The 19,292-nt window shown below is 72.9% G+C and carries 15 protein-coding genes; 8 read left to right on the top strand and 7 right to left on the bottom strand.

Features of this window, described 5'->3' with window-relative positions:
- Positions 1-320: 320 nt before the first annotated feature.
- Positions 321-1,346, top strand: coding sequence for an ATP-dependent 6-phosphofructokinase (locus tag VKA29_RS09090; RefSeq protein WP_324784764.1), 1,026 nt, complete (start codon positions 321-323; stop codon positions 1,344-1,346).
- 331 nt (positions 1,347-1,677) lie between these two features.
- On the opposite strand, the gene VKA29_RS09085 is transcribed toward VKA29_RS09090, so the two are convergent.
- From VKA29_RS09085 to VKA29_RS09075, 3 genes are all read right to left on the bottom strand, one after another.
- Positions 1,678-2,382: an XRE family transcriptional regulator gene (locus tag VKA29_RS09085; RefSeq protein ID WP_324784763.1), complete on the bottom strand. Its 705-nt coding sequence runs from the start codon at positions 2,380-2,382 to the stop codon at positions 1,678-1,680.
- 367 nt (positions 2,383-2,749) lie between these two features.
- Complete coding sequence (locus VKA29_RS09080) at positions 2,750-3,436, bottom strand: response regulator (protein WP_324784762.1); 687 nt, start codon at positions 3,434-3,436, stop codon at positions 2,750-2,752.
- Positions 3,433-5,058: a sensor histidine kinase gene (locus VKA29_RS09075; RefSeq protein WP_324784761.1), complete on the bottom strand. Its 1,626-nt coding sequence runs from the start codon at positions 5,056-5,058 to the stop codon at positions 3,433-3,435. Before VKA29_RS09075 ends, VKA29_RS09080 begins: the two co-directional genes overlap by 4 nt.
- Positions 5,059-5,210: 152 nt before the next feature.
- On the opposite strand from VKA29_RS09075, the gene VKA29_RS09070 reads away from it, so the two are divergent.
- The gene (locus tag VKA29_RS09070) at positions 5,211-6,593 is read left to right on the top strand and encodes a cation:dicarboxylate symporter family transporter (protein ID WP_324784760.1); all 1,383 of its coding nucleotides are present in this window, start codon (positions 5,211-5,213) and stop codon (positions 6,591-6,593) included.
- A 123-nt stretch (positions 6,594-6,716) separates the two neighbouring features.
- On the opposite strand, the gene VKA29_RS09065 is transcribed toward VKA29_RS09070, so the two are convergent.
- Positions 6,717-7,334: a TetR/AcrR family transcriptional regulator gene (locus VKA29_RS09065; protein WP_324784759.1), complete on the bottom strand. Its 618-nt coding sequence runs from the start codon at positions 7,332-7,334 to the stop codon at positions 6,717-6,719.
- A gap of 192 nt (positions 7,335-7,526) precedes the next feature.
- Between VKA29_RS09065 and VKA29_RS09060 the strand changes: the two genes are divergently transcribed.
- The 6 genes from VKA29_RS09060 (at position 7,527) to VKA29_RS09035 (ending at position 14,322) form a co-directional block, all read left to right on the top strand.
- Complete coding sequence (locus VKA29_RS09060; protein WP_324784758.1) at positions 7,527-9,272, top strand: MFS transporter; 1,746 nt, start codon at positions 7,527-7,529, stop codon at positions 9,270-9,272.
- Positions 9,273-9,356: 84 nt separating this feature from the next.
- Positions 9,357-10,121, top strand: coding sequence for a DUF2127 domain-containing protein (locus VKA29_RS09055; RefSeq protein ID WP_324784757.1), 765 nt, complete (start codon positions 9,357-9,359; stop codon positions 10,119-10,121).
- 152 nt (positions 10,122-10,273) lie between these two features.
- Entirely contained in the window at positions 10,274-11,104 is an 831-nt protein-coding gene (locus VKA29_RS09050) for a maleylpyruvate isomerase family mycothiol-dependent enzyme (RefSeq protein WP_324784756.1), read from the top strand.
- A 90-nt stretch (positions 11,105-11,194) separates the two neighbouring features.
- Complete coding sequence (locus VKA29_RS09045) at positions 11,195-11,584, top strand: MerR family transcriptional regulator (RefSeq protein WP_324784754.1); 390 nt, start codon at positions 11,195-11,197, stop codon at positions 11,582-11,584.
- A 14-nt stretch (positions 11,585-11,598) separates the two neighbouring features.
- The gene (locus VKA29_RS09040; RefSeq protein WP_324784753.1) at positions 11,599-11,913 is read left to right on the top strand and encodes a thioredoxin family protein; all 315 of its coding nucleotides are present in this window, start codon (positions 11,599-11,601) and stop codon (positions 11,911-11,913) included.
- A 192-nt stretch (positions 11,914-12,105) separates the two neighbouring features.
- Entirely contained in the window at positions 12,106-14,322 is a 2,217-nt protein-coding gene (locus tag VKA29_RS09035; RefSeq protein WP_324784751.1) for a HelD family protein, read from the top strand.
- A 209-nt stretch (positions 14,323-14,531) separates the two neighbouring features.
- Here VKA29_RS09035 and glgB read toward each other — a convergent pair whose 3' ends face one another.
- The 3 genes from glgB to VKA29_RS09020 form a co-directional block, all read right to left on the bottom strand.
- Complete coding sequence (glgB, locus tag VKA29_RS09030) at positions 14,532-17,420, bottom strand: 1,4-alpha-glucan branching enzyme (protein ID WP_324784750.1); 2,889 nt, start codon at positions 17,418-17,420, stop codon at positions 14,532-14,534.
- 35 nt (positions 17,421-17,455) lie between these two features.
- Complete coding sequence (locus VKA29_RS09025) at positions 17,456-18,844, bottom strand: maltokinase N-terminal cap-like domain-containing protein (protein WP_324784749.1); 1,389 nt, start codon at positions 18,842-18,844, stop codon at positions 17,456-17,458.
- 96 nt (positions 18,845-18,940) lie between these two features.
- Positions 18,941-19,292, bottom strand: a 352-nt coding sequence (locus VKA29_RS09020; protein ID WP_324784748.1) for an alpha-glucosidase C-terminal domain-containing protein, incomplete at its 5' end; no start/stop codon positions are given.

Raw genomic sequence — 19,292 nt, 5'->3', positions numbered from 1 at the left:
CGTGCTCTCCGTTCGTCTCTCGGGGGTTTCGGCGGCCTCGGTGGTGCCGGGGCCTGGCGTCGTCCGGGCAGGAGGCGGGGTGCGCACGCGGTCGCGGAAATCGCCCACCGGGGTGAGCGCAGCCCTCTTGACAGTACCTCCGCCCCTGGCCGGAGCACCGTTCCGCAGCAAGATCGGGACCAATGGCCCACACGGCTTCCGTCCGGGAGGGACCGGACAGAAGCACTATGGCCTTGTGCGGCATGGAACAATCGAACTGGCTCACCGGAACCAGCAATCCGGCTCATCGGCGACCAGAAGCGAGCAGGAGACACAGCACGATGCGCATCGGAGTTCTCACCGCAGGCGGCGACTGCCCTGGCCTGAACGCCGTGATCCGGTCGGTCGTGCACCGAGCGGTGACGGCGTACGGCGACGAGGTCATCGGCTTCGTGGACGGCTACGCGGGCCTGCTGGACGGCCGCTACCGCGGCCTCGACCTCAACGCGGTCAGCGGCATCCTGGCCCGCGGCGGCACCATCCTCGGCTCCTCGCGGCTGGAGCGTGACCGCCTGCGCGAGGCCTGCGAGAACGCCTCCGACATCGTCCGCGAGTTCGGCATCGACGCGCTGATCCCGATCGGCGGCGAGGGCACCCTGACGGCGGCGCGCATGCTGTCGGACGCGGGGCTGCCGGTGGTCGGCGTCCCCAAGACGATCGACAACGACATCTCCTCCACCGACCGCACCTTCGGCTTCGACACCGCCGTCGGGGTCGCCACCGAGGCGATGGACCGCCTGAAGACGACCGCCGAGTCGCACCAGCGCGTGATGGTCGTCGAGGTGATGGGCCGGCACGCCGGATGGATCGCCCTCGAGTCCGGCATGGCGGCCGGCGCGCACGGCATCTGCCTGCCCGAGCGGGCCTTCGACCCGGCCGCCCTGGTCAAGATGGTCGAGGAGCGCTTCTCGCGGGGGAAGAAGTTCGCCGTCATCTGCGTGGCGGAGGGCGCCCACCCCGCCGAGGGCACCATGGACTACGGCAAGGGCGAGATCGACAAGTACGGCCACGAGCGCTTCCAGGGCATAGGCACCGCCCTCGCCTACGAGTTGGAGCGCCGCCTCGGCAAGGAGGCCAAGCCGGTCATCCTCGGCCACGTCCAGCGCGGCGGCGTGCCGACCGCCTACGACCGCGTCCTCGCCACCCGCTTCGGCTGGCACGCCGTCGAGGCCGCGCACCGCGGCGAGTTCGGCCGGATGACCGCGCTGCGCGGCAACGACATCGTGATGGTGCCGCTGGCGGACGCGGTCACCGAGCTGAAGACCGTGCCGAAGGACCGGATGGACGAGGCGGAGTCGGTCTTCTAGACCGCTCCGGACGGTCCTGGACGGGCCCGTCCCTGCCGGGTCCGTCCCTGCCGGGTCCGTCCCTGCCGGGTCCGTCCCTGCCGGGTCCGTCCCTGCCGGGTCCGTCCCTGCCGGGTCCGTCCCTGCCGGGTCCGTCCCTGCCGGGTCCGTCCCTGCCGGGTCCGTCCCTGCCGGGTCCGTCCCTGCCGGGTCCGTCCCCGCAGGGTCCGCCCCTGCCGGGTCCGCTGCTGCCGGGTCTGCCCCCGCGGGGTGCGCTCCCGCGGGGTGCGCTCCCGCGGGGTCTGCCCCCGTAGGGTCTGCCCCCGTAGGGTCTGCTCCCGCGGGGTCCGGCTCAGACGGTGTTGTCCTGGACCGCGGCCCAGAAGCGGTCGACGATCCGGTGCAGGAACTCCCGGCCCGCGTCGCCGCCGCCCCGGCTCGGGGCGGCGGTCGTCTGCCGCTGGTAGTCCTGGTGCAGTTCCTGCAGGGCGTCCGCGAGCAGGCGCCGGTCCAGGGGCACCGTCCTGCCCACCGGCCGGACGTACGCCTGCCAGCGTGAGGTCACGGCGCTGCGCAGCAGTTGGGCGAGTTTCCCGTCGCGTCCCGTGACCGAGATGAAGTCCGGCAGCGAGAGGGCGAGCAGGTCGGCGAGGGCGGCCGACTGACGGTCGCTGCCGCGCCAGCAGTCGTGCTGCTCCATGTGCAGATAGGCGAGGAGTTCGAGCCCGACGGCGTGGGCGACGTCCTCCGGGGCGAGTCCGCGGGCGATGCGGTGCTCGCGCAACGTGCGGGGTCTGCCGCGGAGTTCGTCCGGCGAACACCACAGGACTCCGGCCAGAGCGGTGAGTTCGGGGCCGGTCGGGGCGGTCAGTTCGTGCTCCCAGGCGATGACGAGGTCCGGGGTGACGTAGGGCAGTCCGTAGGAGGCGCGCAGCCCGAAGGCGACGTGCTCGGGCCCCATGTTCAGGGCGGCGCGCAGACGGCGCGCGGCGGGGGCGTCGAAGGGCGGATTGGGGGTGGCGGGCCGGTTCGGCCGAGCGGGGGGTGGTTGGCGCACGGCCCTCAACGTAGGGCTCCGGACCCGCGATGACTACGTTCTGTTCGGCCAGGATCACAGATCGTAGGAACCTACGGTTCCGGCCGCGGGGGCGGCCGGACGGGGAACGGGTGTTTGACCCGGCGGGGCGGCGGGGCGGCGATCGGGCGCGGCAGGCGCGTCGGCCACGCGGCGAAGAGCGAGGTGAGCGGGCACATGCCGTGCACCGCCGGCGGCGAACCCCCCACCCCCACTCACCACCGCCATGACCGGCCCCGCCCCTACGGCCCGGTAACCACCGGCGCGATCCACACCCCCACACCCGCCCGGCCTGCGGCCTCAGTGTCCCGCGGCCCCCGTCACCCGCCACCCGTCGCCCGTGCTTCGGCTACGGGGCTTTCACCCAGCGGTAGCGCAGTTCTGGCCGGCCCACCGTTCCGTACTGCGGGTTCCGTGCCGCCCTCCCGGTGTCCACGAGGTGTTCCAGGTAGCGGCGGGCGGTGATCCGGGAGATGCCCACCGTCTCCGCCACCTGGGCGGCCGTCAGCCCCTCGGTGCGGTCGCGCAGTGCCACGGTCACGCGTTCCAGCGTCGGGGCGCTCAGGCCCTTCGGCAGGGCCGCCGGCGAGGGCGCCCGCAGCGTGGCCAGCGCCCGGTCCACCTCGTCCTGCCCGCTCGCCTCGCCCACCGCCGCGTGGAACTCGGCGTACCGCACCAGCCGGTCCCGCAGGGTCGCGAAGGTGAACGGCTTCAGCACGTACTGCACCACGCCCAGCGACACCCCTTCCCGCACCACCGCCAGATCCCGCGCCGATGTCACCGCTATGACGTCCGCGTGGTGTCCGGCCGCCCGCAGCGAGCGGGCCAGCTGCAGGCCGTGCACGTCGGGCAGGTGCAGGTCCAGCAGGAGCAGGTCGACGGGCGTGCGGTCGAGGACGCGGCGCGCCTCGCCCCCCGTGCGCGCCGTGCCGACGGCCACGAAGCCGGCCACCCGGCCGACGTACATGACGTGCGCGTCGGCGGCCACCGGGTCGTCCTCCACCACCAGGACGCGGATGGGCCGGTCGCTCGTCATGCGCCGCTCCCGGCGGCCACGGCGCCCTGCTCGCTCAGCGGCAGCCGCACCTCGAACTCCGCCCCGCCCCCGTCCGCATCCGCCACGGTCAGGGTCCCCGCGTGCCGGTGCACGGCCTGCCGGACGAGCGCCAGCCCCAGGCCGCGCCCGCCGGGTCCGGCCGGCTTGGTGGAGAACCCGCGCCGGAACACCAGCTCCGCGTGGTCCGGGTCCACCCCGCGGCCCGTGTCGGACACCCGCAGGACCAGTTCGTCCCCGTCCGTGTACGCCGTCACCGTCACCCGGGCCCGCGGGCTGCCCTGCGCCGCGTCCACGGCGTTGTCGACCAGGTTGCCCAGGATGGTCACCAGGTCCCGGCCCGGCAGGCTCTCCGGCAGCAGCCCGTCGTCCAGGCGGCTGTCCGGCGACACCACCAGCTCCACGCCCCGCTCGTTGGCCTGTGCCGTCTTGCCCAGGAGCAGGGCCGCGAGCACCGGCTCGCCGACCGCCGCGACCACCTGGTCGGTGAGCGCCTGGGCGAGTTCCAGCTCCGCCGTCGCGAACTCGACCGCCTCGTCCGCCCGGCCGAGTTCGATCAGCGACACCACCGTGTGCAGCCGGTTCGCCGCCTCGTGCGCCTGCGAGCGCAGCGCCTGCGTGAAGCCCCGTTCGGAATCCAACTCGCCCATCAGGGACTGGAGTTCGGTAACGTCCCGGAGGGTGACCACGGCGCCCCGGCGCTCTCCGCCCGACACCGGCGAGGTGTTGACCACCAGGACCCGCGTGGACGTCAGGTGCACCTCGTCCACCCGGGGTTCGGAGGCCAGCAGCGCCCCGGTCAGCGGGGCCGGCAGCCCGAGTTCGGCCACCGACCTGCCCACCACGTCGGGCCCCACCCCCAGCAACTCCCGTCCGCCGTCGTTGATCAGCGCCACCCGGTACTGCCCGTCCAGCATCAGCAGTCCCTCCCGCACGGCGTGCAGGGCGGCCTGGTGGTAGTCGTGCATGCGGCTCAGCTCGGTCGCGTTCATGCCGTGAGTGTGACGGCGCAGCCGGGCGTTGACGACGTACGTTCCGACCGCGCCGAGGGCGAGGGCGCCCGCCGCGACGCCGAGCAGCGCCGACACCTGGCCCTGCGCCCGCTTGCTGATCGCGTCCACCTTGATGCCCGCGCTGACCAGGCCGACGATACGGCGGTCGTCGCCGACGACCGGGGTGACGGCCCGCACCGACGGGCCGAGCGTGCCGGTGTAGGTCTCGGTGAAGGACTCGCCCTTCAGCGCCCGGTCGATGGTGCCGCGGAAGTGCTTGCCGATCTGGTCCGCGCGGGGGTGCGTCCAGCGGATCCCCCGCGGGTCCATGATCGTGACGAAGTCGACGTCCGAGTCGCGCATCACCCGCAGCGCGTACGGCTGGAGCCGGGCGCTGGGATCGGAGGTGCGGATCGCCGCCCTGACCGAAGGGGAGTCCGCCACCGCGCGGGTCACCGCCATGGCCTGCCGGCCGGCCGCCTCCTCGGCCTGCCGCTGATCGCTGATGTAGGTGAACAGCGCGTACCCGGCGACGACGACCGCTATCAGCACGGCCTGCATGGCGAAGAGCTGCCCCGCCAGGCTGCGGGGTCTCGGGACGGGAAGGCGCATGCCGCCAGTGTGCCCCGCACGCCGGGCGTGAACTAAATGAACGCAAGGGTGACCGGCCCCACAGGCCGGGAGATAGTCACGGCAATCCCCCACAACCCCCGGACGTGAGCCGCACGCCGGTGTGACCGACGAAGACGTCAAGGAGGGCAGCCGTGGCCGCCAGCACCCCCGATACGGCACCTGCCGCACCCGCCGAGAAGCGGGACCGCACCCATTACCTGTACATCGCGGTGATCGTCGCGGTGGCGCTCGGGATCGCCGTGGGACTCATCTGGCCCGACGCGGGCGTCGAGCTGAAGCCGCTCGGCACCGGCTTCGTGAACCTGATCAAGATGATGATCTCGCCGATCATCTTCTGCACGATCGTGCTCGGCATCGGTTCGGTCCGCAAGGCCGCCAAGGTCGGCGCCGTCGGCGGCATGGCGCTCGGCTACTTCCTGGTGATGTCGCTGGTCGCGCTGAGCATCGGCCTGCTGGTCGGCAACGTCCTGCACCCCGGCGACGGGCTGCACCTGACCGACGCGGTCAAGGCGACCGGGCACGACCAGGTCTCCGCGGACGCGCTGCCGCCGGTCGACTTCGTGCTGTCGATCATCCCGGTGACCTTCGTGTCCGCGTTCACCGAGGGCCAGGTGCTGCAGACGCTGCTCGTGGCGCTGCTCGCCGGGTTCGCGCTGCAGGCCATGGGCCCGGCCGGGCAGCCGGTGCTGCGCGGTGTGGAGCACGTCCAGCGGCTGGTCTTCCGCATCCTCGCCATGGTGATGTGGGCCGCCCCGGTCGGCGCGTTCGGAGCCATCGCCGCGGTCGTCGGCTCCTCCGGCGTCGAGGCCCTCAAGAGCCTCGCGGTGCTGATGCTCGGCTTCTACGTCACCTGCGTGCTGTTCGTCTTCCTCGTCCTCGGCGTGCTGCTGCGGGTGGTCGCCGGGCTGAACATCCTCACCCTGTTCAAGTACCTGGCGCGGGAGTTCCTGCTCATCCTGTCCACCTCCTCCTCCGAGTCCGCGCTGCCGCGGCTCATCGCGAAGATGGAGCACCTGGGCGTCAGCAAGGCCGTGGTCGGCATCACCGTCCCGACCGGCTACTCCTTCAACCTCGACGGCACGATGATCTACATGACCATGGCGTCGCTCTACATCGCCGACGCCCTGGGCACCCCGATGTCCCTCGGCGAGCAGATCCCGCTGCTGCTGTTCCTGCTGCTGGCGTCCAAGGGCGCGGCCGGCGTCAGCGGCGCCGGTCTGGCGACCCTGGCCGGCGGCCTGCAGTCGCACAAGCCCGCGCTGGTGGACGGCGTCGGCCTGATCGTCGGCATCGACCGGTTCATGAGCGAGGCCCGCGCCCTGACGAACTTTGCGGGCAACTCCGTCGCCACCGTCCTCATCGGCACCTGGACGAAGGAGATCGACAGGGACCGCGTCCGGAGGGTCCTCGCCGGCGAACTGCCCTTCGACGAGACGACGCTCCTCGACGAGGACCAGGCCGAGCGCCCCGAGGTGCCCGAGCAGGGCAGCGAGAAGGAACTCGCCCGGGCGTAGGCTCTGGCGTCCAGGGTCGTCCAGGGTCCGTCCAAGTTCGTCCGGGGTCGTCCAGGTCTTCCGCGCTCCGGGCGGCTGGGTGCTCCCCCGTCGCTCGGCCGCCCGGTCCCTTGCCCGATTGCCTCAATCGCTCAGTTTCGCCACCAGTCCGGTGGCCTCCCCGGCGGGTACGCCCGCCGCGGTCAGCACGGTGACCGCGGCGGAGCGGCCCGCCTTCGGCGATTCCAGCAGGTCCTCGTTCACCGCCTCCATCAGCGCGAACAGGATCTGCTCGTGCACGAAGGCGAGCGCCGGCGCGGGCAGCGGGGAGCTGAACACCCCTTCGTCCAAGCCGTGCTGGAGCAGTTCCACGGCGCTCTCCCGGACCGGCGCGAGGCGCTCGCGGATGCTCCGCACGGTGACCGTGCGCTGGGCGAGGGCCACCAGCAGCCGGTAGCGGTCGGCGATCTCCCAGATCGCGAGGACCGAACGCGCCACCGCCTCGGCGGGGTCGCGCACCCCCGCGCGGGCGGCCTCCTGCGCGGCGGCCACCGCCTCCACGGCCCCGTCGATGATGGTGTCGACCAGCGCCTCACGACTCGGGAAGTGCCCGTACACCGTCCGTCGTACGACGCCCGCGGCGCGCGCGATCTGGTCCATGGACGCGTCGGGGTCGCGCAGCAGCTCGGCGAGGGCGACGTCGAGGATGCGGCGGCGGTTCGCGTCGGCGCGGCTGGTGTTACCCGTGGTCATGACCGCCATTGTGCCTGGCGCGCCCGTTTCCCTTGCGTGGGCTTCGCCGTGGGCCCCGGCACGGACTTCGCCGGCATGGGCTTCACCTCCCTCGTTTGCACAGCGATGTGCAAGCGACATACATTGCACATCGTTGTGCAAGTGCACACGGCTGTGCAAGCCGTGTCGAAGTCCTGTCGTCCGAGGAAGGCGCTCCCGCCCATGCGACTCGTCATGAACGAACCGGTCGAAAGGATGGACCGCCCCTACGCCCGGCGCCGGTGGGCGCTCCTGGTGCTCTGCCTGAGCCTGCTGATCATCGTGATGGCCAACACCGCCCTCACCGTCGCGGCGCCCGACATGACCCGGGACCTGGGTCTGTCCAGCGCCGACCTGCAATGGGTGATCGACGGCTACACCGTGCCGTACGCCGCGCTGATGCTGCTGCTCGGCGCGATCGGCGACAAGTACAGCCGCCGCGGTGCGCTCGCCGCCGGGCTCACGGTGTTCGGGGCCGGTGCGGTCTTCGGCTACCTCGCCGACAGCGCCGCGACGGTCATCGCGGCGCGCGCCGTGATGGGGGCCGGCGCCGCGCTGATCATGCCCGCCACGCTCTCCCTGCTCGCCGCGACCTTCCCGCGTGCCGAGCGGGCCAGGGCGATCACCGCGTGGACCGCCACCGCCGGCCTGGCGATCGCGGCCGGCCCGGTCGTCGCCGGTGCGCTGCTGGAGCGCCACGGCTGGTCCTCGACGTTCCTGATCAACGTCCCGGTGGCCGCCGTCGCCCTGCTCGCGTGCTTCGTCCTCGTGCCGCCGTCCAGGGCCGCCCACCACGAGCGCATCGACCACGTCGGCGGCCTGCTGTCCGTGCTGTGGATCGGCTCGCTGATCTACATGATCATCGAGGGCCCGCACTTCGGCTGGGGCGTGAAGGCGGTCACGGCCGCGGTCGTCGCGGGCGTCGGCCTGGTGGCCTTCGTGCTGTGGGAGCTGCGCCACCCGCGCCCGCTGATCGACGTACGCCGCTTCGCGCACCGCGCCTTCGCCGGCGCCAACCTCGCCGTGGCCCTGTTCTTCCTGGCCGTCTTCGGCGCCTTCTACTGCCTCACCCAGTACCTGCAGTTCGTCCTCGGCTACGACGCCCTGGAGACCGGCCTGCGCATGCTGCCCCTGGCCGGTGCCGTGTTCGTCGGCGCGGGCCTGACCGGCCTGCTCACCCCGCGGGTCGGCATGAAGTGGACGGTCACCGCGGGCATGGTCGGCGGGACGGCCGCCCTCGCGCTGCTCACCCGGGTCGACGCCGGCTCGTCGTACGGCGATCTCGTCGTCCCCCTCGTCGTCCTGGGCCTGGCCATCGGGCTCGCGCTCTCGCCCTGCACGGACACGATCATGGGGGTGTTCCCGGAGTCCGACCTGGGCGTCGGCGGCGCGGTGAACGACACCTCGCTGGAACTCGGCGGCTCGCTCGGCATCGCGATCCTCGGTTCGCTGCTGGGGACGTCCTACTCGGACCGCCTCGCCGACGCCGCCGCCGGCAGTCCGCTGCCCGCCGCCGGTCTGGCCACCGCGCAGGACTCGGTCGGCGCCGGGTACGCGGTCGCGCACGGCCTCGGCGAGAAGGCGCAGCAGGCCGCCGCACAGGCCCGGCAGGCGACCGACCCGCAGCAGGCCGCCGGGCTGAAGGTCCAGGCCGGGCAGCTCGCCGAGGGCGCCCGGCAACTGGCGGACGCGGTCGGCTCGGCCTTCGCCGACGCGGTCGCCCGCACCAGCCTGACCGGTGCGGTGATCCTCGGCGTCGGCACGGTGCTGGTGGCGGTGCTGCTGCCGCGCGGACGCAAGGCCGCGGGGGCGGCCGAGGCCGAGGGGACCGCCGTTGCCGAGGGGACTGCCGGATCCGAGGGGACGGCCGGATCCGAGGGGGAAGGGAAGAGGAGTGAGAAGGTGCGGCAGTCCAGCGGGAGCCGCTGATCCTCACCGGTCTCTTACCGTCGTCCACTAGCGTGCCGCGCCGGCGGTGTACCGGCGCGGCACGTATCTGTGGAGGCACGCGGGATGGCGATCGACTGGGACCGGCGGACGTGCGCCCGCAAGGGGCACGTCACCTACGCGCCGGACGACCCCCGCCTGCGGGTGCGGCTGCACGCCGGGACCGCGCTCGGCGAGGTGTGGCGCTGTCTGCGCTGCGGCGACTTCGTGCTCGGCGAGCCGCACGGCTCGGGGCCCGCGGCCGACGCCCCGCTGGTGCCGCGCGGCAAGGTGCTGCGGGACCTGTTCGTGCTGCGCTTCCTGGCGATCGAACGGGCGGTGCGCGGCGTGTTCATCGTGCTGGTCGCGGTGGCCGTGTGGAGGTTCAGCAACAGCCAGAACGCGGTGCGCCGGCTCTTCGACGAGTACCTCGACGTCTTCCGGCCGGTCTTCCGGCACTTCCACTACGACCTGGACCACTCGCCCGTCGTCGGCACCATCCAGAAGGCCTTCGGCTACCGGCACGACACCCTCCTGCTGCTGGCCGGGCTGCTGCTGGCGTACGCGGTGGTCGAACTCGTCGAGGCGGTCGGCCTCTGGTACGCCAAACGCTGGGCGGAGTACCTGACGGTGGTCGCCACCTCCGCCTTCCTGCCGCTGGAGATCTACGAACTCACCGGGCACGTCAGCTGGCTGAAGATCACCACCCTGGTCCTCAACATCCTCGCCGTCCTCTACATCGCCCTCACCAAGCGCCTGTTCGGCCTGCGCGGCGGCCGCGCCGCCTTCGACCGGGAACGACGGAGCGCCTCACTGCTGGAGGTGGAGGAGTCCGCGGGGGTGCTGGTCTAGCGGGTGCTGGTCCGGCGCCGTACGGTGTCCGGCCGCGGCCTGATCGGGTTTGCACGTTCCGCGCCCGCCGTCAACAACCCTTCCGTACTTTTCCGGGACCTTTCCGGCATCTTGGTGTCGGCCGGTTCCCTGGCTATGTTGGTCGGCGAAGCTTGCCAGTCGACTGGGTGGTGATCCCCATGGTCACGGTCCTGGACAGGGATGAGCTCTGGCGCTACGTCGACCAGGAGCGGGCGGGTCTGGCCGATCTGCTGGAGGGACTGAGCCCCGAGGAGTGGGAGGCGCCCACCCTGTGCGGCGACTGGCGGGTGCGGGACGTCGCCGCGCACCTGACCGTCGGACCGCGCAGCCACGGGCGGGACGTCCTGCGCGAGCTGCTGCGCGCCCACGGGGACCCGCACCGCATGATCCACGACGTGTCGGTCCGCGAGGGCCGGCGGCCCGTCGGTGAGATCGTCGCCGCCCTGCGCTCCGCCGTCGGCTCCCGCCGCGCGGCGCCGGGCACCACCCCGCACGAGACGCTGCTCGACCTGCTGGTCCACGGCCAGGACATCGCCCTTGCCCTCGGCCGGGAGCGGGAGATGCCGCCGGCGGCGGCCCGCGACGCGGCCGAACGCGTGTGGACCATGCGCTTCCCGCCCCGTCCGTGGCCGCGGCCGCAGGCCCGGCTCGTCGCCACCGACATCGACTGGACGCGCGGCGAGGGCGAGGAGGTCCGCGCACCGGTCGCGGCACTGCTCCTGCTGCTCACCGGACGCCCCGAGGCGGCCCGGGCGTGGTTCCGGCGGGCCGAGGAGCCGCTGTGGTCGAGGGCGCAGTGCTGGCTGGGATGCGAGCCGCCGACGCTCCGTCCGACCGCGACGCACAGGACGGTCCACCCGGCCGCCGCTCAAGCGACGGTCCACCCGGCCGCCGCGCAAACGACGGGCCGCCCAGCCGCCGCGCACGGGACGGTCCACCCGGCCGCCGCGCACAAGCGGTGACGCGGGCGGACGGCGAGGCGGGCGGACGGCGAGGTCGGCCGGGCGGCCGGTGTTGCCTTGACGTCGGCGTCAAGCCGTACCGTCGTACGCATGCGAATCGGCGAGCTGGCCGCACGGGCCGGGACCACTACGCGGACGCTGCGGTACTACGAGTCGCGCGGGCTGCTGCCCGCGCGGCGCGGCGACAACGGGTACCGGACGTACGACGAGAGCGATCTGAGGCTGCTCAGGCAGATCAGGACCCTCCAGGACTTCGGGTTCGAGCTGGAGGAGACGCGGCCCTTCGTGGAGTGCCTGCGGGCGGGCCACCCGGAGGGTGACACCTGTCCCGCCTCGATCGAGGTCTACCGGCGCAAGCTGGACGAACTCGACGCCTTGATCGGGGAGCTGCAGGCCGTGCGGGCGAAGATCGGCGTGCGGCTGGCCATGGCCGAAGGCGAACCACCACCGTTGTGCGAACTGGGAGGGACGGAACTGTGATCAGGGCGGCCGGAGTGACCGAGGTGACCGACGCGGACTTCGGGGCGGAGGTGATCGGGGCGGAGCTGCCGGTGCTGGTGGAGTTCACCGCCGACTGGTGCCCGCCGTGCCGGCAGATGGGGCCGGTGCTCACCGCCCTCGCGGCCGAGGAGGGCGAGCGGCTGAAGGTGGTCCAGCTGGACGTGGACACCAATCCGGAGACGACGAACGCGTACAAGGTGCTGTCGATGCCGACCTTCATGGTCTTCCGGGACGGCGAGCCGGTGAAGGCGATGGTGGGCGCCCGGCCCAAGCGGCGGCTGCTGGAGGAACTGTCCGACGTGCTGTGACCGATGTGCTGTGACCGTCCGGCCGGCCCGGACGACGCCACGAAAAATCCCCCGAGCAATTGCGCTCGGGGGATTTTCTTGCGTATATTCATTGATTCGCGACTTCATCATGCGAATCGCGGATAAGTTCAGTGGGCACAGTATATCCGGGCGGGAGCGGAATTGTCAAACACCGACTTTCATGACGGTGAATTGAGGCGTGAACAGGAATTCATCGACGGCATGTACGCGCGCGTCGACGCCCTGCGCGGCGACACCGAGACCGCCGTCACCGACGCGCTCGCCCAGGGCAGCACGCCCATGCAGGCCCGGCTGGAGCGGGACATCCTGGTCGCCGAGCGCTCCGGGCTGCTCGCCGCGCTGAACGCGGTCGACGGCTCGCTCTGCTTCGGCCGCATCGACCTCGCCTCGGGCACCAGCCACCACATCGGCCGCGTCGGCCTGCGCGCGGACGACACCGACCGCACCCCGATCCTCATCGACTGGCGGGCCGCTGTCGCCCGCCCCTTCTACCTGGCCACCGGCCACACCCCGATGGGCCTGCGCAGGCGCCGGCACATCACCACCAGCGGCCGCACGGTGACCGCCCTGCACGACGAGATCCTCGACCTCGGCGACGAGACGCGCACCGGCCACGAGGACCCGTCCGGCGACGCCGTGCTGCTGGCCGCGCTCAACTCCGCGCGCACCGGCCGGATGGGCGACATCGTGCAGACCATCCAGGCCGAGCAGGACCGGATCATCCGCGCCCCGCACCGCGGGGTGCTGGTCGTCGAGGGCGGCCCCGGCACCGGCAAGACGGCGGTCGCGCTGCACCGCGCGGCCTACCTCCTGTACGAGCACCGGGAACTGCTGGCCAAGCGCGCCGTGCTCATCGTCGGCCCGAACCCGGCCTTCCTCGGTTACATCGGCGAGGTGCTGCCCTCCCTCGGCGAGACCGGCGTGCTGCTGTCGACGGTGGGCGAACTGTTCCCCGGCGTCAAGGCGACGGCGGCCGACACCCGCGAGGCGGCCGCGGTCAAGGGCCGCGCCGCCATGGCGGACGTGCTCGCCGAGGTCGTCCGCGACCGGCAGGCGCTGCCCGAACCGGTGATCGCGATCGAGCACGACCGCGAGATCCTGATGCTCGACGACGACCTGGTGCGCGTGGCGCGGGAGCGCACCCGCGCCGCCGGGCTGCCGCACAACGCCGCCCGCGAGACCTTCGAGGGGCACATCCTCAACACGCTCACCGACATGGTCGCCGAGCGCATCGGCACCGACCCCTACGACGGCACGAACCTCCTCGACCCGAGCGACATCACCCAGATCCGGGACGAACTCGCCGAGAACCCGGAGGTGTGGGCCGCCATCGACCAGCTCTGGCCGCGGCTGACGCCCGAGCGGCTGGTCGCGGACTTCCTCGCCGACCCCGTCGGCCACCTCCCCGACGAGGACGCGGCCGCCGTCCGGCGCCCGGTGACCCGGGCGTGGACCGTGGCGGACGTTCCGCTGCTGGACGAGGCGGCCGAGCTCCTCGGCGAGGACGACCGCACGGCCCGGGCGCGCGCGGACCGCGAACGCCGGACCCAGATCGCCTACGCGCAGGGCGTCCTCGACGTCTCCTACGCCTCCCGCACCTACGAGTTCGACGACAAGGAGGACGAGGACAGCGAGGTGCTGTCCGCGCACGACATCATCGACGCCGAACGGTTCGCCGAACGGCACGAGCAGGACGACCACCGCAGCGCCGCCGAGCGCGCGGCGGCCGACCGCACCTGGGCGTTCGGGCACATCATCGTCGACGAGGCGCAGGAGCTGTCGCCCATGGCGTGGCGGATGCTGATGCGGCGCTGCCCCACCCGCTCGATGACCCTGGTGGGCGACCCGGCGCAGACCGCGGAGGCGGCCGGTGTCGGCTCCTGGGCGAAGATCCTCGAACCCTATGTCGAGGACCGCTGGGTCCACACCCGTCTGGGCGTCAACTACCGCACCCCCGCCGAGATCATGGAGCTGGCGGCGGCCGTCGTACGGGCCGAGGACCCGGACTTCGCGCCACCGAGTTCCGTGCGGTCCACGGGCGTACGGCCCTGGATCCGCGCCACCACCGACCTGCCCGGCGCGGTGGCGGAGGCGGTCCGGGAACTCACCCCGGCGGAGGGGCGGCTGGCGGTGATCGCCCCGCGCGAGCTGCACCGCAAGCTGGCCGCACGGCTGGACGGGGTGACCGCGGGAGCGCAGCCCGACCTGACACGGGCCGTCGTCCTGCTGGACCCGCGGCAGGCCAAGGGGCTGGAGTTCGACACGGTGCTGGTGGTCGAGCCCGGACGGTACGGCACGAGCGACCTGTACGTGGCGCTGACCCGGGCCACCCAGCGGCTGGGCGTGCTGCACACCGGAAAGCCGCCGAAGGCGCTGGCCACCGGCTGAACACCGGCCGGCACCGTCGGCGGGCCCACCGGGTCCGCCGGGTCCGCCGGGTCCGCCGGGTCCGCCGACGGTGCCGCGGGCCGCGCCGCCGTCGGCCGCGGCCCGGGCCGTCGCCGTCCGGCCCTCCTGCCGGACGGCGATCCGACAGGAGGGCCGGACGCGACGCCGGACGACAACGGTCGCCGGACGTCCGGCCCGGGCCGGCCGGGCTACGCCGGGCGCAGCCAGACCGTCGCCAGCGGCGGCAGCGTCAGCCGGACACTGGCCGGGCGGCCGTGCGCTCCGCGGGGCTCCGGCTTGACCACGTCCGGGTTGGTGACGTCGCTGCCGCCGTACTTCGCCGCGTCGGTGTTGAGGACCTCGTGCCAGGCGGGGACGTCGTCGGGTACGCCGAGGCGGTACCCGGTCCGTACGACGGGGGCGAAGTTGGAGACCGCGAGCAGCGGACTGCCGTCGGCGTCCAGCCTCAGGAACGCGAAGACGTTGTCCTCGGCCGCGTCCCCGACGATCCACTGGAAGCCCTCGGGCTCGGTGTCGCACTGCCACAGGGCGGGCGTGTGCCGGTAGACGGCGTTCAGGTCGCGGACCAGGTCGCGCACGCCCCGGTGGTCGGCCTCGGCGCCGTAGCCCGGGTCGAGCAGCCACCAGTCGGGGCCGTGCGTCTCGGACCACTCGGCGCCCTGCGCGAACTCCTGTCCCATGAAGAGCAGTTGCTTGCCCGGATGGGACCACATGAATCCCAGGTAGGCGCGCAGGTTGGCGCGCTGCTGCCACCAGTCGCCGGGCATCTTCGACACCAGCGAGCCCTTGCCGTGGACCACCTCGTCGTGGGAGATGGGCAGGACGTAGTTCTCGCTGTAGGCGTACACCATCGAGAAGGTCATCTCGTCGTGGTGGTACTTGCGGTGGACCGGGTCGTGGCTCATGTAGTCCAGCGAGTCGTGCATCCAGCCCATGTTCCACTTCAGCCCGAAACCGAGCCCGCCGAAGCCGCCCGGCCCCTTGTGGTGGGTGGCCCGCGTGACCCCGTCCCACGCCGTCGACTCCTCCGCGACGGTCACCACGCCCGGCACCCGCCGGTACACGGTGGCGTTCATCTCCTGGAGGAACGCCACCGCGTCCAGGTTCTCCCGCCCGCCGTACACGTTCGGCGTCCACTGGCCCGGCTCGCGCGAGTAGTCGAGGTAGAGCATGGAGGCGACGGCGTCCACGCGCAGGCCGTCGATGTGGAACTCCTCGCACCAGTACACGGCGTTGGCGACCAGGAAGTTGCGCACCTCGTTGCGCCCGTAGTCGAACTCCAGGGTGCCCCAGTCGGGGTGCGCGGCGCGCAGCGGGTCCTGGTGCTCGTACAGCGGGCGGCCGTCGAACTCCGCCAGCGCCCAGGCGTCACGCGGGAAGTGCGCCGGGACCCAGTCCATCAGGACGCCGACCCCGGCCTGGTGCAGCGCGTCCACCAGGTACTTGAAGTCGTCGGGGGTGCCCAGGCGGGCGGTGGGCGCGTAGAAGCCGGTGACCTGGTAGCCCCAGGATCCGCCGAAGGGGTGCTCGGCGACCGGCATCAGCTCGACGTGGGTGAAGCCGAGGTCCTTGACGTACCGGGGCAGTTGCTCGGCGAGTTGACGGTACGTCAGGCCGGGCCGCCAGGACGGCAGGTGGACCTCGTACACGGCGAACGGGGCCTTGTGCGCGGGGAGTGCGGCGCGGCGCTCCAGCCACTCGGCGTCCTGCCACACGTGGTGCGAGGCGGTGACGATCGAGGAGGTGGCGGGCGGGACCTCCGTGCGGCGGGCCAGCGGGTCGGCGCGCAGTGTCTTCGCACCGTCGGGCCGGGTGATCTCGAACTTGTACAGCTCGCCCTCGCCGACGCCGGGCACGAACAGCTCCCAGACGCCGGACGAGCCCAGCGCGCGCATCGCGTGGCCCGTGCCGTCCCAGAAGTTGAAGGTGCCGGCCACCCGCACACCGCGCGCGTTCGGCGCCCAGACCGCGAAGCGGGTGCCGGTCACGCCCTGGTGGGTCATGGGATGCGCGCCGAGGGCCTGCCACAGCTCCTCGTGGCGTCCCTCGCCGATCAGGTGCAGGTCGAGATCGCCGAGCGTGGGCAGGAAGCCGTAGGCGTCCGGGGTGTCCTGCACCGTGCCCTCGTACGCCACCAGGAGCCGGTAGACCGGGACCTCGGACAACGGCATCAGCCCGGAGAAGAAGCCGTCGCCGTCGTCGTGCAACTCCGCCCGCAGGTCCCCGGCGACCACGGTGACCGACAGGGCGTACGGGCGGAAGGCGCGGAAGGCCACCCCGCCCGGCACCGGGTGGGCGCCGAGCACGGAGTGCGGGGAGTGGTGCGAGCCGTCGAGCAGCCGCTCGCGGTCCGGGGCCCCGACGGCGGGGGAGACGGCGACCTCGACGGGGGTCTCGACCGAGGGCTCGGCGGGGGTCTCCCGCGCGGCGGCCGGGGCCGGCGCCGTCACGGAGGCCGGCCGGGCCGCCGGTTCGGCGGCCTTCCGGGGCGCGCTCTTCCTCGGCGCGGTCTTCTTCGCGGTGGCGGCGGTCTTCCGGGCGGCGGCCTTCTCGGCCGCGCCCGCCGCGCCCGCCGCGACGGCCCCGGTCTCCCCGGCCGACGGCCCGGCCACGGCCTTCTTCGCGACGGCCTTCTTCGCCACGGCCTTCTTGACGGCGGTCTTCTCCGCAGCGGTCTTCCCGGCCGCCGTCCTCTTCACCGCGGTCTTCTCGGCAGTGGTCTTCTCGGCAGTGGTCTTCTTGGCGGGAGCGGTCGCCGCGGTGGCGGTCTGCGCGGCGGCCTTCTTGGTCACCGCCTTCTTCGCGACGGCCTTCTTGGCGACGGCCTTCTTGGCCGCCGTCTTCTTCGCCGCCGTCTTCGCTCCCGCCGATCCGGCGGGAGCGACCGCCTTCTCCGCGGCCTTCTTCACGCTCCTCGCCGCCTTCTCGGCGGTCCTGCGTACGGTGCTCTTCTCGGCCGGGCTCTTCCCGGCCGGGGTCTTCTCGGCTGTCCTCTTCGCGGTGCTCGTCTCCGCGGCGGCCGTCTGCTCGGCCGTCTGCTTCGGATCCGGTCCGCTGGACGGGGGGCGGGGGGTCACGGGCGGAGCCTCCTGGGCGACGTCAGGTCGGTCGGTCAGATCAGGTCGGACGCGGCGTAGCGCTCGATCGCCGCCATCGGTACGGCGAGCCAGTCCGGACGGTGCCGGGCCTCGTAGACGACCTCGTACACGGCCTTGTCCGTCTCGTAGGCCCGCAGCAGCACCGGGTCGGTGCGCGGATCCCGGCCGCTGACCTCGCCGTATCCGGAGCAGTACGCGGCCCGGCAGGTCTCGGCCCACTCCGGCGCGGGCGGGTCCGCCGAGAGCGCCGCGTAGTCGAAGGAGCGCAGCATCCCCGCGATGTCCCGCAGCGGCGGATGCGGCAGCCGCCGCTCGGACAGCGGCTTCGACGGTTCCCCCTCGAAGTCGATCAGCCACCACTGGCCGGCCGGCGAGCGCAGGCACTGCCCGAGGTGCAGGTCGCCGTGGACGCGCTGCGCGGTCCAGGTGTGGCCCTCGGCGGCCAGGTCGGCCAGTGCCGTGAACGCCGAACGCAGCCCGGGCACGTGCGGCCGCAGCGCGGGCACCGCCTGTGCGGCCGCGTCCAGGCGCTCGGTCATCCCGTCGGCCATCGACTGCACCTGGTGGTGGGCCAGGGTGACGGTCGGCAGGGCGCGGGCCAGCGCCGTGTGCACCTCGGCGGTGGCGCGCCCGAGGGCGCGCGCCTCGGCGCCGAAGTCCTCGCCCTTGGCCAGCTCGCGCAGCGCCAGCTCCCAGCCGTCCGCCGCGCCCTGCAGGAAGGGCTGCAGCACACCGAGGACGTACGGCTCACCGCCCAGTTCGGCCCGCAGCCACGCCACCGGCGCCGGCACCCGCGGGCAGCCCTCGCGGGCCAGCGCCAGCGGCAGCTCCAGATCGGGGTTGACGCCGGGCACGATGCGGCGCAGCAGCTTCAGAATAAACGTATCTCCATAGACGACCGACGAGTTCGACTGCTCGGCGGTCATCACCCGGGGCACCAGCCCGCCGCGGATCTCCTGGGCCGGGTCCCGCTCGAAGCGAAGCCCGCCGATCCGGGCCTGGGTGCGCATCGCCTCCAGGAGCAGTTCGGCGGGCCGGGGGTCGTACAGGGCCTCGTACACCGTGTGACCGGCGAGCGGGCCCTCCTCCACGTGTCCGATCAGCGCGGGCGCCAGCCGGGGCGGCAGCGCCTCGCGCGCGCCTATGAGCAACTGGTAGCAGTCGCCGGGATGGGATTCCCCGCCCGGCGTGGACGGCTGGTGCGCGCGCACCAGCAGGTGGTACAGGCCCAGCTTGCCGCCCGTGGGCAGCAGCTCGGTGACGGCGACCAGCGAGAACCCGGTGACCGGACGTCCCTTTCCCGCGAACCAGCGCTGCCTCGGCAGCCACTCGCGCAGCAGTGGATCCAGGGACGCCAGGAGGCCGGGACTGCTGGTGACGGTACGGGTGACGGCTTCCGACATACGTCGCGTCCTTTCCCCGGGGGTGGTCGGGGTGTTACTGATGCGTGCCCCGGGTGGGGCGGGAGAAACCGCCCCGCCCGGGGTCGGGCCGACGCCCTACGCGGCGTCCTTGCGCAGCCGGAACCAGTAGAAGCCGTGCCCGGCGAGGGTCAGCAGGTACGGCAGCTCACCGACGGCCGGGAAGCGCACCCCGCCGAACAGCTCGACCGGGTGGCGTCCGTTGAACGCGCTCAGGTCCAGCTCCGTCGGCTGGGCGAACCGGGAGAAGTTGTTCACGCACAGCACGAGGTCGTCCTCGTACTCGCGCAGGAACGCGATCACGGCCGGGTTCGACGACGGCAGCTCCCGGTAGGAGCCGAGGCCGAAGGCGAGGTTCTGCTTGCGGATCTCGATCATGCGGCGGGTCCAGTGCAGCAGCGAGGACGGCGACGCCATCGACGCCTCCACG

Origin of the sequence: Streptomyces sp. H51 (assembly GCF_035656535.1) — a bacterium.
GTDB lineage: Bacteria > Actinomycetota > Actinomycetes > Streptomycetales > Streptomycetaceae > Streptomyces.
Note: the sequence above shows the minus strand (reverse complement) of the source record. Positions and strands in the feature narration are given on the sequence as shown.

Coding starts and splice junctions, on each gene's coding strand:
- VKA29_RS09045 (WP_324784754.1), top strand. CDS start 11,195: ATGCGAATCGGCGAGCTGGCCGCACGGGCCGGGACCACTACGCGGACG.
- VKA29_RS09025 (WP_324784749.1), bottom strand. CDS start 18,844: ATGTCGGAAGCCGTCACCCGTACCGTCACCAGCAGTCCCGGCCTCCTG.
- VKA29_RS09075 (WP_324784761.1), bottom strand. CDS start 5,058: ATGCGCCTTCCCGTCCCGAGACCCCGCAGCCTGGCGGGGCAGCTCTTC.
- VKA29_RS09060 (WP_324784758.1), top strand. CDS start 7,527: ATGCGACTCGTCATGAACGAACCGGTCGAAAGGATGGACCGCCCCTAC.
- VKA29_RS09090 (WP_324784764.1), top strand. CDS start 321: ATGCGCATCGGAGTTCTCACCGCAGGCGGCGACTGCCCTGGCCTGAAC.
- VKA29_RS09065 (WP_324784759.1), bottom strand. CDS start 7,334: ATGGCGGTCATGACCACGGGTAACACCAGCCGCGCCGACGCGAACCGC.
- VKA29_RS09055 (WP_324784757.1), top strand. CDS start 9,357: ATGGCGATCGACTGGGACCGGCGGACGTGCGCCCGCAAGGGGCACGTC.
- VKA29_RS09080 (WP_324784762.1), bottom strand. CDS start 3,436: ATGACGAGCGACCGGCCCATCCGCGTCCTGGTGGTGGAGGACGACCCG.